Source organism: Arthrobacter sp. Soil761, from assembly GCF_001428325.1.
Lineage (GTDB): Bacteria > Actinomycetota > Actinomycetes > Actinomycetales > Micrococcaceae > Arthrobacter.
In genome coordinates, this window is record NZ_LMSF01000028.1 from 1 (window position 1) to 16,529 (window position 16,529).

Annotated in this window: 13 protein-coding genes; 9 read left to right on the forward strand and 4 right to left on the reverse strand. The window is 69.2% G+C overall.

Features of this window, described 5'->3' with window-relative positions; translation table 11 throughout:
* The first annotated feature begins 178 nt into the window (after positions 1-178).
* Complete coding sequence (locus ASG79_RS14485) at positions 179-1,894, forward strand: thiamine pyrophosphate-dependent enzyme (RefSeq protein ID WP_018770855.1); 1,716 nt, start codon at positions 179-181, stop codon at positions 1,892-1,894.
* A 59-nt stretch (positions 1,895-1,953) separates the two neighbouring features.
* Here the strand turns inward: ASG79_RS14485 and ASG79_RS14490 are convergent, their stop codons facing one another.
* Positions 1,954-2,301 carry a hypothetical protein gene (locus ASG79_RS14490; RefSeq protein ID WP_018770854.1) on the reverse strand — a complete coding sequence of 116 codons (348 nt, stop codon included), beginning with the start codon at positions 2,299-2,301 and terminating at the stop codon, positions 1,954-1,956.
* 215 nt (positions 2,302-2,516) lie between these two features.
* Between ASG79_RS14490 and ASG79_RS14495 the strand changes: the two genes are divergently transcribed.
* The 7 genes from ASG79_RS14495 to ASG79_RS14530 all read left to right on the forward strand — a co-directional run bounded on the left by ASG79_RS14495 (position 2,517) and on the right by ASG79_RS14530 (position 12,826).
* Positions 2,517-2,726, forward strand: coding sequence for a hypothetical protein (locus ASG79_RS14495; RefSeq protein WP_018770853.1), 210 nt, complete (start codon positions 2,517-2,519; stop codon positions 2,724-2,726).
* Between the two features lie 150 nt (positions 2,727-2,876).
* A complete protein-coding gene (locus ASG79_RS14500; RefSeq protein ID WP_056392133.1) occupies positions 2,877-3,509 on the forward strand; it encodes a hypothetical protein in 633 nt (210 codons plus the stop codon).
* A gap of 83 nt (positions 3,510-3,592) precedes the next feature.
* Entirely contained in the window at positions 3,593-4,363 is a 771-nt protein-coding gene (locus ASG79_RS14505) for a YcnI family protein (RefSeq protein ID WP_056392135.1), read from the forward strand.
* A gap of 101 nt (positions 4,364-4,464) precedes the next feature.
* The gene (locus tag ASG79_RS23870) at positions 4,465-5,118 is read left to right on the forward strand and encodes a DUF4232 domain-containing protein (protein ID WP_200953184.1); all 654 of its coding nucleotides are present in this window, start codon (positions 4,465-4,467) and stop codon (positions 5,116-5,118) included.
* A gap of 90 nt (positions 5,119-5,208) precedes the next feature.
* Complete coding sequence (locus ASG79_RS14520; protein ID WP_056392138.1) at positions 5,209-6,816, forward strand: FAD-dependent oxidoreductase; 1,608 nt, start codon at positions 5,209-5,211, stop codon at positions 6,814-6,816.
* Positions 6,817-6,981: 165 nt separating this feature from the next.
* A complete protein-coding gene (locus ASG79_RS14525; protein WP_056392140.1) occupies positions 6,982-12,003 on the forward strand; it encodes an ATP-dependent helicase in 5,022 nt (1,673 codons plus the stop codon).
* A complete protein-coding gene (locus ASG79_RS14530; RefSeq protein ID WP_056392142.1) occupies positions 11,996-12,826 on the forward strand; it encodes an Fpg/Nei family DNA glycosylase in 831 nt (276 codons plus the stop codon). The genes ASG79_RS14525 and ASG79_RS14530 overlap by 8 nt, the downstream gene beginning before the upstream one ends.
* Positions 12,827-12,848: 22 nt before the next feature.
* Here the strand turns inward: ASG79_RS14530 and ASG79_RS23740 are convergent, their stop codons facing one another.
* Positions 12,849-13,484 (reverse strand): YczE/YyaS/YitT family protein, encoded by a 636-nt coding sequence (locus ASG79_RS23740; protein ID WP_056392143.1) that lies wholly within the window; start codon positions 13,482-13,484, stop codon positions 12,849-12,851.
* A 61-nt stretch (positions 13,485-13,545) separates the two neighbouring features.
* Here ASG79_RS23740 and ASG79_RS14540 point away from each other — a divergent pair, with 61 nt between their 5' ends.
* A complete protein-coding gene (locus ASG79_RS14540; RefSeq protein WP_056392146.1) occupies positions 13,546-15,027 on the forward strand; it encodes a PLP-dependent aminotransferase family protein in 1,482 nt (493 codons plus the stop codon).
* A gap of 145 nt (positions 15,028-15,172) precedes the next feature.
* On the opposite strand, the gene ASG79_RS14545 is transcribed toward ASG79_RS14540, so the two are convergent.
* Positions 15,173-15,865, reverse strand: coding sequence for an SRPBCC family protein (locus tag ASG79_RS14545; protein WP_056392148.1), 693 nt, complete (start codon positions 15,863-15,865; stop codon positions 15,173-15,175).
* The gene (locus ASG79_RS14550; RefSeq protein ID WP_056392149.1) at positions 15,862-16,500 is read right to left on the reverse strand and encodes a winged helix-turn-helix domain-containing protein; all 639 of its coding nucleotides are present in this window, start codon (positions 16,498-16,500) and stop codon (positions 15,862-15,864) included. Before ASG79_RS14550 ends, ASG79_RS14545 begins: the two co-directional genes overlap by 4 nt.
* Positions 16,501-16,529: the final 29 nt, after the last annotated feature.

The following is a 16,529-nucleotide window of genomic DNA, read 5'->3' on the forward strand; positions in this document are numbered from 1 at the left end:
CTCGTCACCGCCATCGCCTCCATCCTCATGGTCGCCGGCTGGTACGCCTGCCGCACCCGCATCCGCCAAATCGCCGAAACCCGCGACGGCTACACCGGAAAGTCCCCCGTCATCGCCAACCGCACCCCCATCTCCTGACCCCATCCCTTCGGCCAACCTTCCGAGCCAAAGAAAGAACATGACACCAGAGCCGCAGCCCACCCTGACCTCCTCCCCCACCCGGCCCGCCGCCGTCGTCCATCACCAGGACACCGTGGCGCCCGCCCTGAAATCCGCGGGGCACGTGATCGTTGACTCGCTGGTGGCGCATGGCGTGGAACGCACCTATGTGGTTCCCGGCGAGAGCTTCCTGGATGTGCTGGACGGCCTGCACAACTCGAAGATCGAAACCATCGTCTGCCGCCATGAAGGCGGTGCCGCGTACATGGCGGAAGCCGACGGAAAGCTGAACCAGCGCCCGGGCGTGGCGATGGTGACCCGGGGGCCCGGCGCGGCCAACGCCCACGTAGGGCTGCACACCGCCTGGCAGGACTCCACGCCGATGCTGCTCTTCGTGGGCCTGATCCCGTTTGCCCACCGGGACCGCGAGGCGTTCCAGGAATTCGACATCAAGTCCTGGTTCGACACCGGCGCCAAGCGGGTGATGGTCCTTGACCACCCGGAACGGGCCTCCGAGATAGTGGCGGAGGCCATGTTTGCGGCAATGAGCGGCCGGCCCGGGCCCGTGGTGGTGGGCCTGCCCGAGGACGTCATCCGGCGGGAGGTCAGCCCTGCGCTGCATCCTGCGATTCCCGTGGCCGCAGGCGGGATGGGCAGCGCTGATGCGTCAGCCCTGGAAGCGGCGCTGGCGGAATCGTCCAAGCCGCTGTTCGTGACCGGCGGCAACGACTGGACGCAGGAGGCCGCGGACCAGCTCACCGCCTGGCTGGAACGGCACCACATCCCGGCGGCGGCGGAATGGCGGACGCAGGGAACAGTGCCCTTCGATTCGCCGTCCTACGTGGGACCGATCGGCTATGGCCGGCCGCGCCCCACTTACGACCTGCTGGAGGAGACCGACCTCCTGGTCTTCGTGGGAACGGTGCCGGGCGACGTCATTACGGACGGTTTCGTCTGCCGGCAGGACTGGAACAAGGAAAATTTCCTGGTCACCGTGGACCCGTCGCTGCGGGGAAGGTCCGGCCCGGTGTCGCGGCAGATCCTGGCCAAACCGGAAGCGTTCGTGCGCGGCCTGGAGGGCATCAGCCTGCCCGTGAAGGAAGAGTGGAAGGCCTGGACGGTCAGGATGCGCGCCGAGCAGGAGCGCTTTGCCACGCTGCCTCCTGCTGCCCCGGCGGCCGGGCAGGCCCGGATGGACACCCTGATGGCCAACCTCGTCCCCCGGCTGCCGGAGGATGCGATGGTGACGTTCGGTGCAGGTGAACACACCAACTGGGCGCACCGGTATTTCCCCACCCGCCGCTACGCGTCCATGATCAGCGCGCGGAACGGGTCCATGGGCTACTCCGTCCCCTCGGCCATCGCAGCGTCCCTGGCCGAACCGAAGCGGCGCGTGGTCACCATCGCCGGGGACGGCGAATTCCTCATGAACGGGCAGGAGCTGGCCACGGCTGCCCAGTACGGGGCCACGCCGCTGGTGGTGGTCATGGACAACCAGGAGTACGGCACCATCCGCACGCACCAGGAGCGGCACTATCCCCGGCGCGTCTCCGGTACCCAGCTGAAGAACCCCGACTTTGCGCTGATGGCCAGGGCTTTCGGCGGATTCGGGGTCACGGTGACCGAGGACCGAGATGTCCCGGCAGCGCTGGATGCAGCCCTGGCAGCGATTGACCGGGACGGCGTATTCGCCCTCATCCATCTCGTGGTGGAGCAGCGGGTCAAGGCGTACTAGGCCAAGCGGAAGGCCGGCACGAAAGTGCCGGCCTTCTTCCTTGCTCTTGCTGCGGGCGGTTAGAGCCGGTCCGTCCGGTCCTCGCCACCCTTGTGGCCAGCCCCGCGGAGGTTTTCCTGGACTTTGCCGAACAGGTCCTTGATGGTGGATTCCGCGTTGGTGATGACGTCCACCGGCACAAAGACCTCATGGGTCAGCGGCAGGTCATATTCGTCCTTCAGGTGGGTGCCGTTTCCAACCCCCGTCAGCGACAGGTAGACCATGGCCTCAGTCCGGGCGATGCCCGCGAGCTTGCCGAACACAACCGTGAACTCGTTCGGTTTGAAGCTGATGGTCTGCCCGATGTGGCTGCGGCCCAGTTCCCCGGCGGTTACGGCCTTCTCCGACTGGCTTCCGGTGTAGTCCATGAACTTCTCCTTCGATCGCCAACACGTATGCAGGCAGTCTAACCCTGCCGCTCCATGCCGGCACAGGGTCTCTGCTGGAGGGATGCACAACAAGGGACCGGAACCCGTGGCCATTCCTCCATTGAGCCGCGCCGTGGCGCAGCGGTTTGATGGCATCACCGGGGCCGCAGCAGCCGCCCCGGCCAAGCCTCTTCAAAGGAATATCCGTGACTTCAATGACGAGCCGCGTAAAGAGCCCTGTCCGCTGGGACGCCGTCCAGGTCGGCGACAGCGTGGAACTCAGGAGGGATGGGCACACCGCCTTCAGCGGCCTGGTGGATGCCCGGACCGATGACGGCGACGTGGTGTGGGTGGCAGCCCCCGCGGGAGGCCGGCGCTTGTTCCATATCGCCGACGGCTACGACCTGGCAGGGGTGCCGGCATGACGGACTGCCCGGACGATTGCCCCTACTGCACCGGACCGGAGACTGACTAAGGGGCCGGTAGAATCTTGAGGGTCCGGGCACCGGCTCCGGACCCGTAGGCGGAACCGGCCCTGCACCCTGCAGTGCCGGCGGACAGCAGGAGGAGCAGCCGTGCGTGGTTCCCTCCCGCAGGTCCCTTTCCACCTCCTCCGTGCCTCGACCCTGGCCGCCGGCACCGTGGCCCTCGCCGGCGGCGCCCACGTGGTTGGCGGAGGCCGCCTTCCGGCCCCGGGCATCCTCCTGGCCGTGCTGGCCCTGACAGCACTGGCCAGCACGGCCGCAACCCGCCTTCGGCTGGCGTTTCCGGCCATGGCCGCGCTCCTGGGCGGCGGCCAGCTGGCCCTGCACGAGCTTCTCACCGCCTTTTCCGCTCCCCTTGAGAGCGCAGCAGGTGCGCCGGCGGCGGCCCACCTGCACCAGGTCCCCCTGGCCGGGTTCGCAGCGTTCGCTCCCCTGGCGGAGCACCTGAGTCCCGCGAATCCCGCGTTGGCACCACTGATGCTCGCAGCGCACGCGGCGGCCACGCTGGGCTGCGCCCTCCTCCTCGCCAAAGGCGAAGCTGCCCTGTGGGCACTGGCCGACTGGCTGCGGCCCTTTGCCGGCCTTCCCGGGCCGGTGGCACCTGTCCCTGCCGTCCGCCTCAACGGACTGTTCAGGCACGTTCCCTTGTACCGCTCCCCCTGGCGCAACGTCCGCCAGGACAGCCGGCGCGGCCCGCCTTCCGCCGTCGTGCTTCCCTGCTAAAGCCCCGCACCGGCCTTCCGCCCGGCGTCGGGGTACACATTTTGCACGCCCTGAATCAGTGGTGTGCGCCAGAAAGGCAACCCATGACAACCCCGTTTTTTCGCCGTACCCTGACCGCATCCGCAGCCGCCGCAGGCTCAGCCGTTCTCCTGCTCGCCGCGGCGGGCGGCGCCTCAGCGCATGTTGGCGTGACGCCGGACAAGACCGGCGCCGGTTCCTATGCCCTGCTGACGTTCGGCATTCCGCACGGCTGCGGCACGTCCCCCACCACGAAGGTGGCCATCACGCTGCCCCCGGAATTGAATGACGCCCAACCCACAGTCAACCCCAACTGGACAGCGGAAAAGGTGACCGAACAGTTCGCCGAACCCCGGAAGCTCCCGGACGGAACCGCCATCACGCAGCGGACCAGCCAGATCGTCTATACGGCCAAGACGCCGCTGAGCCCCGAACTGCGCGACGCCCTGGTCCTTTCCGTGCACCTGCCGGACATGGCCGGGACAACCCTGAACTTCCCCACGCTGCAGACCTGCGAAAGCGGCCAGACCGACTGGTCCCAGGTCGCCGCTGACGGCCAGGACCCCCACGGGCTGAAAGCCCCCGCCCCCTCGCTCACCATCACGGCGGCGGACAGCGCGGACGCCCACGGCGCGGCAGGAGCTGCCCACGGCACCGGACAGGCGGCGGGGACGGACAGCGGCGCGGAGGCGCGCAGCTGGACCGGGCTTGCTGCCGGCGTGGGCGGACTGGTCCTGGGCGGGGCGGCACTGCTGCGGAGCAAGGGCAGGCTCCGCGCGCCGGGCAGCAACACTGCCGCCGGCACTGCCGGCCGGGAGCCGGCCGGCAAGCCCTAGGGTCGTAATTGGTGCCCGGATCATCACGATCCGGGCATCAAATTGCCCCTACTGCAGGTGGCATCGTTGACGCGGGCAACGGCTACCGCGAAGGTGGTCCCATGAGGTCTCAGAAAATTTCCCAGGGGTTTGCCATGACGACGGCGGCCGCAGCGGCAGCGCTGCTGCTCACCGCGTGCGGTCCAAGCCAGCCGCAGTCCCAGACTACGACGGCGCCCGCCACCGGGCAGGCCAGCCAGTCCCCCTCGCCGACCGCGTCAACGGCGCCTCCGGCGTCCTCGGCGCCGGCCACGTCGACGCCGGCTTCCCCGTCCCCCGTCAGCCCTGCCGGCACTCCGGGCCTGTGCAAGGCGGCCGGGCTCACGGCGGCCACGGATCCGTCCGGTGGCGGCGCTGCCGGCAGTGTCTACATGAAGCTCAACCTCACCAACAGCGGCTCCGAGCCGTGCATCCTCAGGGGCTTCCCGGGCGTCTCCCTGGTGGCAGACGCCGCCGGCGCCCCCATTGGCGCCCCCGCCACGCGGGATGAGTCCGCAGGTGTCGTGGACGTTCTGCTGGCCCCCGGCCAGATGGCCACTGCGGTGCTGCGCTACACGCAGGCAGGCAACTACATGGACTGCTCCCCCGTGGATGCTGCCGGCTACCGGATCTATCCGCCCGAGGACACCGATTCCCTGTTCCTCCCGCAACCTACCCGGGCCTGCGGCAACGCAAACATCACACTGCTCAGCATTGGAGCGTTCCAGCCCGCCTGACCCCGGGACCTGACCCAGGAGGGAACCGGGAATGGAGGGAGGCACAAACTGGCCTGCGAGGGCCGTGGACCGTAGGCAGGTTGGACTGGCATGACGTCGATTTGGCTGGACCGCAGGGATCCCTTCATTTCTGATCCGTTTGAACCGGACACCAGGTATGACACGGTGGTGGCGGGGGCCGGCCTCACCGGCCTGGTCGCCGCACTGCTGCTGGCCCGCTCCGGGCAAAGCGTACTGGTACTGGAGGCCCGCCGGCCGGGGGCCGTGACCACCGGCAACACCACTGCAAAAGTAACGCTGCTGCAGGGCACGTTCCTGTCCCAGCTGGCCCGCCAGTATTCGCAGAAACAGGTGCAGGCGTACGTGGACGGAAACCGGGAGGGCCAGGCCTGGCTGCTGCGCTACCTGGAGGAGCACAACGTGCCCTTCCAGCGCCGCACCGCTTACACCTATGCTGCGTCAGCACAGGGAACGGAAAAGCTGCGGGAGGAGGTCAGCGCCGCCACCACCGCCGGGCTGGACGTGAATTACGTCCGCGACGCGGGTTTGCCGTTTCCCGTCCACGGGGCCGCCCGGCTGCGGGACCAGGCCCAGATCAACCCGATGGAGGTCCTCGACGCACTGGTGGCGGACATCCGCCGCCGTGGCGGCCGGATCGTCAGCGGCGTGCGCCTCCAGGACGTCACCGGCGATGCGCCCTCCGCCGTCAGGACCGACCGTGGCAGTGTCAGGGCGGACACGGTCGTCCTTGCCACCGGAATCCCCGTCCTGAACCGCGGCCTCTATTTCGCCAAGCTGAAGCCAAGCCGCTCCTACGCGGCGGCCCTTGCCCTGCAGGAGGACCAGGCACCTCCGCCGGGCATGTATATCTCCGTTGAGCAGCCCACGCACTCCCTTCGCGACTATGAGGTGGACGGCCGGAACCTGCTGCTTGTGGGCGGTCACGGCCATCACGTGGGGCGGACGGACTCAGAGAAAGCGCACCTCACCGGGCTGCTCGACTGGGCGGGCCGGCATTACCCCGGTGCGGTCACCACGCACACGTGGTCGGCACAGGACTACATGCCCACCAACCTCATGCCCTTCTTCGGAAAGCTCCCGCGCGGCAAGGGCCGGATCTACTTCGGCACCGGCTACAACAAGTGGGGAATGACCAACGCCGTCGCCGCCGCGCTGGGCATCTCGGCGGACATCCTGGGCGGCCAGGTGCCCTGGGCGGACACCATCCACCACCGCATTACATCGCCGGCAGGTGCGTTGTCCGCCGTGGCGCTCAACGCCGGCGTTGCCGCGAGGATGGCCTCCGACTGGGGGAAGGTGACCACTGAGGGCCGCAGGATTGACGGCCTCAAACGGGGAACCCGCGGACCCACCGTTCCCGCAGCGCCTGCCCCCGCAACACCTGATACCGCAGGCCCGGCCGCCGGGACACCTGGTCCTGCGGGTGCTGCTGCCGCCGTCCCGGCTGAAGGCCAGGGCAAGGTCTACCGCCAGGGCAACCGGCCGGTGGCTGTATCCACCGTGGAAGGAACCACCTGCAGGCTCTCGGCGGTCTGCACGCACCTGGGCGGCATCCTGCACTGGAACGACAACGAACAGACGTGGGACTGCCCCCTGCACGGCTCCCGCTTCACGAACCAGGGAAGGTTGCTTGAAGGCCCGGCCACCAAGGACCTGCCGGAGTCCGAAACTGTTTGAACAGGAATTGATCAGCTATTGAACAGGGATTTGCCGGCCGAGGCCCTGCAGGGCTGCCGTCTGCCTTGGCCGAAATCCCGGGGGTGGACGGGGTGATGTTCGGCTTCGGGCGGAACCCCGGCCGCCCGGGAGTCGGGTGTCAGTGCCTTGCGGCATGATGGAGGCATGAACCAGGAACAGCGTCCTGCCGGCAGCAGTGTTTCCGGTGCGGCCGCCCCCATGGGCCAGTTCAGCCGGCCCACCAGGGACTGGTTCCTTGGCGCGTTTTCCGAGCCGACTCCTGCGCAGGCCGGGGCCTGGAACGCCATCTCCTCAGGATCGCATGCGCTGGTGGTGGCCCCCACCGGCTCCGGAAAGACCCTCGCGGCCTTCCTCTGGGCGCTGGACAGGCTGCTCGCCTCGGCGTCCCAGGCCCCTGATCCCGCCGCTGCCGAAGCGCCCGCAAAAGGCAAGCGGGCCCGGGCGCCAAAGCGCAAGACCCGTGTCCTCTACATTTCGCCCCTTAAGGCTTTGGGCGTTGACGTGGAACGGAACCTGCGGTCCCCGCTGATCGGCATCACCCAGACGGCAAAGCGGCTGGGACTTCCCGCCCCGCTGATCACGGTAGGGGTCCGGTCCGGGGACACTCCCGCTGCGGACCGCCGCACGCTGTTGACCAACCCGCCGGACATCCTCATTACCACCCCGGAGTCGTTGTTCCTCATGCTCACCTCCAAGGCCCGCGAAACCCTTGCCGAGGTGGACACCATCATCATTGACGAGGTCCACGCCGTGGCCGGGACCAAGCGCGGGGCCCACCTTGCCGTGTCCCTGGAGCGGCTGGACGCGCTGCTGCCCAAGCCTGCGCAGCGCATCGGGCTTTCCGCCACGGTGGAGCCGCGGGAGCTGGTGGCCCAGTTCCTGGCCGGTTCAGCCCCCGTGGAGATCGTCGCCCCGCCGGCCAGGAAGAACTGGGACCTCACCGTATCGGTGCCCGTGGAGGACATGTCGGACCTGCAGGGCGCGGCAGGGGCGTTCGACTCCGGCCCGGCTTCCGGGCTGCAGCCGCAGGCTTCCATCTGGCCGCATGTGGAGGAAAAGATCGTGGACCTGGTGCTGGCCAACCAGTCCACCATCGTCTTCGCCAACTCCCGGCGGCTTGCCGAACGCCTCACGGCGCGGCTCAACGAGATCTACGCCGAACGCCAGCTGATTGCCGTCGGCGGGGGCTGGGACGATCCCGGCCCGGAAGGGCAGGCCGGCGCGCCCGGCACGCCGGGGGGACCGCCGTCGGGCATTCCCGCTTCAACCGCCACCCCTGCGCACATGATGGCCCAGGCCGGCAGCTCCGCGGGCGCTGATCCGGTCCTGGCCCGCGCCCACCACGGTTCCGTGTCCAAGGACCAGCGCGCGCTCATCGAGGACGACCTCAAGTCCGGGCGGCTGCGCTGCGTTGTGGCTACGTCGTCCCTGGAACTGGGCATCGACATGGGTGCCGTGGACCTGGTGGTGCAGGTGGAGTCGCCGCCGTCCGTGGCCAGCGGCCTGCAGCGGGTGGGACGCGCCGGGCACCAGGTGGGCGAGATTTCCCAGGGCGTCCTTTTCCCCAAGCACCGGGCAGACCTGGTCCACACAGCCATCACCGTGGAGCGGATGCTGGGTGGCAAGATCGAGCGGCTCAGCATCCCGGCCAATCCGCTGGACATCCTGGCCCAGCAGACCGTTGCCGCAACCGCCCTGGGCAGCATCGACGTGGAGGAGTGGTTCAGCACCGTCCGGCGCTCGGCGCCTTTTGCTTCCCTCCCCCGGTCAGCATTCGAGGCGACCCTCGACCTCCTGGCGGGGCGCTACCCGTCCGACGAGTTCGCCGAGCTGCGGCCACGGATCATCTGGGACCGCAACGCCGGCACCATCGAGGGGCGGCCCGGAGCCCAGCGCCTGGCCGTTACGTCCGGCGGCACCATCCCGGACCGCGGCCTGTTCGGCGTCTACATCATCGGCACCGAACAGGAGGGTGCTGCCTCCCCCTCCGGGGACGGCAAACCGGCGCGCGCACCAAAGGGCGGCCGGCGCGTGGGCGAGCTGGACGAGGAAATGGTCTACGAGTCCCGGGTGGGCGACGTCTTTGCCCTGGGCGCCACCAGCTGGAAGATCGAGGACATCACCCACGACCGCGTCCTGGTCTCCCCCGCGTTCGGGCAGCCCGGAAAGCTGCCGTTCTGGAAGGGCGATTCGCTGGGCCGGCCCGTGGACCTGGGCCGCGCACTTGGCGCCTTCGTCCGCGAACTGTCCGCGTCCGACGCCGGCCCTGCCACCGAGCGCTGCAAGGCCAGCGGCCTGGACGACTTCGCCGCCAACAACCTCATCCAGTACCTCAACGAGCAAAAGCAGGCCACCGAGGTGGTCCCCAGCGACACCACCCTGGTGGTGGAGCGGTTCCACGACGAACTGGGCGACTGGCGCGTGATCCTGCACAGCCCGTTCGGCATGCCGGTGCACGCGCCCTGGGCATTGGCTGTGGGGCAACGGCTGCACCAGCGCTACGGACTGGACGGCTCCGCCATGGCCGCCGACGACGGCATCGTGCTGCGGGTGCCCATGATGGAGGACGAGCCGCCCGGCGCCGAGCTGTTCCTCTTCGATCCCGAGGAACTCGAGCAGATCGTCACGGCAGAGGTCGGCGGCAGCGCCCTGTTTGCCTCGAGGTTCCGGGAGTGCGCCGCCCGTGCGCTGCTGCTGCCCCGCCAGACCCCGGGCAAGCGCCAGCCGCTGTGGCAGCAGCGCCAGCGGTCGGCCCAGCTGCTGGACGTGGCCAGGAAGTACCCCACGTTCCCCATCGTGCTGGAAACAGTGCGCGAATGCCTGCAGGACGTCTACGATCTGCCGGCGTTGAAGGACATCGCCGCGTCCGTGGAACGGCGTGAGCTGCGGATCCTGCAGACCACCACCCAACAGCCCTCGCCGTTCGCCAAGTCCCTCCTCTTCGGTTATGTGGCCCAGTTCCTCTATGAGGGCGATTCCCCGCTCGCCGAACGGCGGGCCGCCGCCCTGGCCCTGGACTCCACCCTCCTGAACGAGCTGCTGGGCCGGGTGGAACTGCGCGAACTCCTGGACGCCAAAGTCATCGAGGCCACCGAACGCGAGCTGCAGCGGCTGGCCCCGGACCGGCGTGCACGGGGCATGGAGGGCGTCGCGGACCTCCTGCGGTTGCTGGGCCCGCTGACGGCTGGGGAAACGGCGGCACGGCTCCAGGGTTCACAGCCGGCAGGGGACGCAATCCAGGTGCCCGAGCCCGGTGACGCTCCGCCTGTCGAGGCTGCGGCAACCGTGCAGGAGGCGGCGGCCCACCTGGCCGCGCTCCAGCGCGCCAACCGCGCCATCAAGGTCAACATCGGCGGGGTTGAACGCTTCGCCGCCGTGGAGGATGCAGCCCGACTCCGCGACGCCATTGGCGTTCCGCTGCCCATGGGCGTTCCGCTGGCCTTCATCGAGCCGGTGGCCGATCCCCTGGGCGACCTTGTCTCCCGGTATGCCCGGACCCATGGGCCCTTCACCGCTGCCGAAGCCGCTGCCCGGCTGGGCCTCGGTGTGGCTGTGGTGGGTACGGCCCTGAAACGCCTGGCAGCGGATGGACGCGTGGTGGAGGGGGAATTCCGGCCCCACGTCACCCCGCCCGAAACCGCGCCGCCGGAGGCCGACGAACCTGCCGGACCACCGCCAGCCGATGAAGCCGCCAGCGCTCCCGTCCCCGACGTTGCGCACACTATCGCCAGCGAATGGTGCGACGCCGAGGTGTTGCGCAAGCTCCGCCGTCGTTCCCTGGCCGCGCTGCGTGCCGAAGTGGAGCCGGTGGACGCTGCCGCCTACGGACGCTTCCTGCCCGCGTGGCAGCATGTCAGGACTCCCGGCGGCGGCCGCGGCCAGCCCTCGCTGCGCGGCCTGGACGGCATCATCACCGCCATCGACCAGCTCTCAGGGGTGCCCGTCCCCGCGTCAGCCTGGGAGCCCCTGGTGCTGGCCACACGGGTATCCAATTACCAGCACGCGATGCTGGATGAACTGATGGCTGCAGGTGAAGTCCTGTGGTCGGGGGCCGGGGCGCTCCCGGGAAACGATGGCTGGATCAGCCTTCACCTGGCGGACTCGGTGGAACTGACCCTCAACCCATCGCCCGAGTTTGAACCGGGGGACGCCGGCCAGCGGCTCCTGGACCACCTGCGGAACAACGGCGGCGGGTACTTCTTCCGCCAGCTGACCGAAGTGGCGGGCGGTATGGACGCCGTGCTGAGCGACCAGGAGGTGGTGGCTGCGCTGTGGGACCTCGCATGGGCCGGCAGGATCACCGGTGACACGTTCGCCCCGGTCCGGGCCTTGATCGCGGGAGGCCACACGGCCCACCGCCAGGTGGCAAGGGCACCACGTGCCAGGGCGCCGCGGCTCAGCCGGCTGGGCCGCTCCCACGGCACCGGCCTGATGGGCTCCCCCGGGCTGGCCGGCGGCCGGTATGGAACGCAGGGTGCCGCCACTCCGCCCACCGCCGCCGGGCGGTGGTCGGCGCTTCCCGAGCCTGAACTCGATCCCACCATCCATGCCCGCGCCACGGCGGAACTCCTGCTGGACCGCTATGGCGTGGTCACCCGGGGCTCGGTCATGGCCGAACAGATCGTGGGTGGCTTCGGCCTGATGTACAAGGTCCTGGCCCGGCTGGAGGAGGCGGGCCGCTGCCGCCGGGGGTACTTCATCGAACATCTTGGTGCCGCCCAGTTCGCTGTTCCGGCCACCGTGGACCGGCTCCGCTCCTACTCGGAAGACACGCAGCTGGCGAAGGCCGAACCGGTGGCCCTGGCCCTCGCCGCCACCGATCCCGCCAACCCCTACGGTGCGGCCCTCCCCTGGCCCGCGCTGCAGGACGACGCCGGAACCGGCCACCGTCCCGGCCGGAAGGCCGGCGCGCTGGTGGTCCTGGTGGACGGTGCGCTGGTCCTGTACGTCGAGCGTGGCGGGAAGACCCTGCTGGCCTTCAGCGATGACGAGGCCGTCCTGGCGGCGGCGGGTGCCGCGCTGGTGGGGGTGGTCACCCGCGGTGCGGTGGACAAGCTGATCATGGAGAAAGTGAACGGGCACGGCATCCTGGACACCCCGGTGGCCGCTGCCCTCAGCTCCGCCGGCGCCTACTCCACCCCGAAGGGATTGAGGGTCCGTGCCTGAGGGCGATTCGGTTTGGCGGGCCGCCCGCCAGCTGCACCAGGCTTTAGCCGGACAGACGCTGCTCGCCTCGGACTTCCGCGTGCCCCGGTTCGCCACCCTCAACCTGGCCGGCTGGACCGTTGCCGAGGTGGTTCCCAGGGGCAAGCACCTGCTGATGCGGGTGGTCAGCCCGGAGGACAAACGGCTGACCATTCACTCGCACCTGAAGATGGAAGGCGCCTGGCAGGTGTATCCGTCTGGCGGAAGGTGGCGGAAGCCGGGATTCACCGCCCGGTGCGTGCTCCGCACCGCCGTGGCAGACGCCGTCGGCTTTTCCCTTGGCATTGTGGAAGTGGTGGCCACAGCCAATGAGGACTCCATCGTGGGATTCCTCGGCCCGGACCTCCTGGGCCCGGACTGGGACCCGGACGAGGCGGAACGGCGCATCCGTTCGCGCCCTGAGGTGCCGGTGGGGGTTGCCCTGCTGGACCAGCGGAACCTCGCAGGCATCGGGAACATTTACCGCTGCGAAACGTGCTTCCTGTCCGGGGTGCATCCCGCCACGCCGGTTTCCGGGGTCACGGACGTGCGGACCCTGATGACCGATGCCAAACAGCTTCTGGAAGTGAACCTCGGGCCCGGCCGCCGCGTCACCATCCTGAATGCCCGCGGCATGCCGGTGGGCAGGATGGCAGGCAGGCCCGGCTACTGGGTGTACGGCCGGGAACGCCAGCCCTGCCTGAAATGCGGCACGCCCATCCAGCGCGGACTCCTGGGCAAGCCAAACGGTGAGGAGGAGCGGGACATCTACTTCTGCCCGACATGCCAGCCCGTACCCAGTTGATCTTTAGGCGCAGGTGGTCCTGTCAGGCGCAGCCCTCCGGAGCCATGGCGGTCCGTGCCTTGCCGTCGGTCTTCGGAACGGCGGCAGGAACCATGAAGCGCGGCAGCAGCACGTGGACCAGCGGACCAATGGCCAGGGCGTAGACCACCGTGCCCACGCCCACCGAGCCTCCCAGCAGCCAGCCGATGGCCAGCACGGACACCTCAATCAGCGTGCGCGACAGCCGGACTGACCACCCGGTCCGGCGCGCCAGTCCCGTCATCAGCCCGTCGCGGGCACCCGGCCCGAACCCGGCCCCGATGTAGCAGGCCGAGGCGACGCCGTTCACCAGGACGGCCCCTGCAAGAAGCCCGGCCTGGCCGGCCACGTGGGGTACGGCAGGAATCAGGGCCAGGCCGACGTCCGCAAATACGCCCACCATGACCGCGTTGCAGAGAGTGCCGAAGCCGGGCATTTGCCGGAGCGGTATCCAGAGCAGCAGCACCAGGAAACTCACAGCGATGACCACCACACCGATGCTCAGACCCGTCCGGTTCGCCAGCCCCTGGTGGAACACGTCCCAGGGGTCCAGCCCCAGCCCGGCGCGGATGAACATGGCCAGAGAGATGCCGTACATGGCGAGGCCGGTGAAGAGCTGGAGGAGTCTGCGGGTCATCATGCAAACAACCATTCCATGCAACTGGCATTGGAATACATAGCCAGTTTGAGATACTGGCTACATGTCCACCACCTTGAGCGCCACCGCCCTGTCCCGCCTGCTTGGCACCTGGAACAACGGCACCGGCCCGGCCTACCGGGAACTGGCCGATGTGGTTCGGCTCCTGATCCTGGATGGCCGTGTGGCCCTGGACAGCGCGCTGCCCAGCGAACGGTCCCTTTCGGCAGCCCTCGGCATCAGCCGGACAACCGTTACCGCCGCCTACTCCAGCCTCCGGGAACAGGGCTTCCTCAGCAGCGGCCAGGGCAGCCGCGGCAAGACGCGCATCCCCGAACTCACGCCGTTCGGCCGGGCGCTTTACGGCCCGCAGCCGCGGCCGGCCGAACCGTTTACCGCACCTGGCCTCACCGCACCGGAAGGGTTGATCGACCTTGCCTATTCGGCCCTGCCTGCCAGCGGCGAGGTGGTGCACCGGGCCTTCGCCGCGGCATTGACGGAGCTTCCCGCCCTGCTGCCGGGATTCGGCTACGACGCCCTGGGATTAATGCCCCTGCGCCAGGCGATTGCGGACAGGTATTCGGCAGCCGGGGCGCCCACCCAGGCAGGCCAGATCATGGTGACGTCCGGCGCGCAGCATGCCCTGACCATCATCATCCGCACGTTGGCAGGCCGGCAGGACCGGGTCATGGTGGAACACCCCAGCTACCCGCACGCGCTGGATGCCATCCGGACGGCCGGCTGCCGTGCCGTCCCGGTGGCTTTCACGAAGTCCGGCTGGGACCTGCCCGCCATGGAGTCGGCCATGGCCCAGCAAAAGCCAAGGCTCGCCTACCTGGTCCCCGACTTCCACAACCCCACGGGCATGATCATGCCGGACGCCCAGCGCCGGCGGCTGGTCCGCGCCGCCGCCGCTGCCGGAACCGTGCTGGTAGCGGACGAGACACTCCGTGAACTGAACCTGGACGGCGTCGCCACCACTCCACTGGCCGCCTTCGGCAGCACGGTGGTGTCCATCGGATCCCTCAGCAAGTCGCATTGGGGCGGCCTGCGCACCGGCTGGATCCGGGCCTCGGAAACGATGATCCAGCGGTTTGCCGCGGCACGCACCACCCTGGATCTGGGCGGACCCGTCATGGAACAGCTCGCCGCCGCCCACCTGGTGCGGGCCCTGGACGAACCGCTGCCCGCGCTGCTGGAGACCCTCCGCGGCAACCGGGCAGCACTTCTCGGCCTCCTGGCCGAACATCTGCCCACCTGGCGCACCACGCGTGCAGCCGGCGGCCTGTCCATCTGGTGCCGGCTTCCCACGCCCATCAGCACGGCATTGACAGTGCTCGCGCCGGACTTCGGGGTCAGGCTGGCGGCGGGACCCCGGTTCGGCATCGGCGGCGCGTTCGAACGCAACCTGCGGGTGCCGTTCGCCCTTCCACCGGACAAGCTCGAAACGGCGGTGCTGGCGCTGCGCGCCGCCCAGGACAAGCTGGACTCGGCTCCCCAGCTGCGGCGCTCGCTCACCCATGCCCCCGCCGTCGCCATCGCCTGACCCGGGCCCGGACCGGCCGCCGTCGGAATCGCCGGAACCACCGGAACGGTGCCAAATCGCCGGACCGGTGCCAAGCCGCCGGAGAGGTACGGCGATCCCGCACCGTTCCGGCGATTTGGAGCGCCACACGGAACGTTAGGGGCAGTTACGCGTACACGCGCTCCAGGAAACCGCCCCAGGCCTTGGCCGTGGTCGCGGAATCGGCGGTGCCGCTGAAGTCGTGCACGGTCATGCCAACGGGGGCACCGAAAGCGTTGCGGCCGAAAAACCGGTAGAGGGCGTCCGGGGTGCGCACGCCCAGGAAGTGCTCATTGGAGAAGTCCACCTCGCCTGTCAGCCGGCCCACGCCGTCGAGCTCCACATCCACCGCAGCGCCCTGCCCGGCCGAGCCGGCACGCAGCGCTTCGCGAAGCCGGATGAAACCATCGGGGGCCTGGGATGCCGCCGGTGCCTGGACGTCCGTAAACACCACAGGCCTGCCGTCGAAGTACTGCAGGTACTGGCCCAGCGTGTGCAGGTAGAACTCGGTGTGGCGGCTGGCGCCGTCGTACTGCTGGTCCCAGTTGTCCGCGAAGATGCCGCTGTGGACGTAGTGGAGCCGGGCCCGGCCGCCGTCCAGCGGTTCCAGCACATGTTCCAGCTGGTTGAACCAGCCGTCGGGCCCGTCCATCCGGGAGACCAGGTGGTGCGGGTACTCCTCCACCGTCCTGACGTCCGGCCACTGGTCCGTGGGGAACATCCATGCGGGCGTTCCATTGGTCACCGCTTCCCACACGCGCTCGGGCGTGCCGGGGAGCTCCGTGTCGTAGACGATTTCGAAGTTGCGGTTGTCGGTCATTTGTCCTGCTCCTTGCCTGGATGGGATTGGTTGGTTGCCGCGGGGGCACCGGTTTCTTTAAGTGCCGGATGCAGCGCCACGACGAGCCGGTGCCGCCGCCCCCGTGGTGACAGGGCGTCGTCGTGATACTTGTCCACCAGCCGGGTGACCTCGGTGCCGAGCTCCTCGGCGAAGGCTGCACGGTCCGCCGCGGTGCGGAACGTGATCTCGCCATCAATGGCGAACGTAGCCAGCTTTTGCCGGGCAGCGGCGGCGCCGGCAATCAGCTTGCCCACCTCCTGGACCATCCGGCCCGCGAGCGCCAGCAGCCAAAAGGCGGAGAAGCGGTCTGCAAACCGTCGCGGGTCCGGGGACACTTCGTTCAGCGCGATGGGTGAGATGAGGTAGGACGCCGCCGTGGCCTGCAGGACCCGCTCGGTCACATTGCCCTTGCGGCGTTCCTCCACCAGTTCCACCAGCCCGTGCCGCTCCAGCGCCTTGAGGTGGTAGTTCACCTTCTGCCGGGGCAGGCCGACACGGACAGCCAGCTGCGTGGCGGAAGCCGGCTGGACCAGCTCGCGCAGGATCCGGGTGCGGATGGGGTCCAGGGATACCTCGGCCGTGGCCGGGTCCTCGATGACGGCGATGTCCTGCATGCCTCCACTATCGCAACCGACAACTTTTA

Bases quoted from the DNA above. Each gene is read 5' to 3' on its own strand.
- ASG79_RS14485 (WP_018770855.1), top strand. From the start codon at position 179: ATGACACCAGAGCCGCAGCCCACCCTGACCTCCTCCCCCACCCGGCCC.
- ASG79_RS14490 (WP_018770854.1), bottom strand. From the start codon at position 2,301: ATGGACTACACCGGAAGCCAGTCGGAGAAGGCCGTAACCGCCGGGGAA.
- ASG79_RS14495 (WP_018770853.1), top strand. From the start codon at position 2,517: ATGACGAGCCGCGTAAAGAGCCCTGTCCGCTGGGACGCCGTCCAGGTC.
- ASG79_RS14505 (WP_056392135.1), top strand. From the start codon at position 3,593: ATGACAACCCCGTTTTTTCGCCGTACCCTGACCGCATCCGCAGCCGCC.
- ASG79_RS23870 (WP_200953184.1), top strand. From the start codon at position 4,465: ATGAGGTCTCAGAAAATTTCCCAGGGGTTTGCCATGACGACGGCGGCC.
- ASG79_RS14520 (WP_056392138.1), top strand. From the start codon at position 5,209: ATGACGTCGATTTGGCTGGACCGCAGGGATCCCTTCATTTCTGATCCG.
- ASG79_RS14525 (WP_056392140.1), top strand. From the start codon at position 6,982: ATGAACCAGGAACAGCGTCCTGCCGGCAGCAGTGTTTCCGGTGCGGCC.
- ASG79_RS23740 (WP_056392143.1), bottom strand. From the start codon at position 13,484: ATGATGACCCGCAGACTCCTCCAGCTCTTCACCGGCCTCGCCATGTAC.
- ASG79_RS14540 (WP_056392146.1), top strand. From the start codon at position 13,546: ATGTCCACCACCTTGAGCGCCACCGCCCTGTCCCGCCTGCTTGGCACC.
- ASG79_RS14545 (WP_056392148.1), bottom strand. From the start codon at position 15,865: ATGACCGACAACCGCAACTTCGAAATCGTCTACGACACGGAGCTCCCC.
- ASG79_RS14550 (WP_056392149.1), bottom strand. From the start codon at position 16,500: ATGCAGGACATCGCCGTCATCGAGGACCCGGCCACGGCCGAGGTATCC.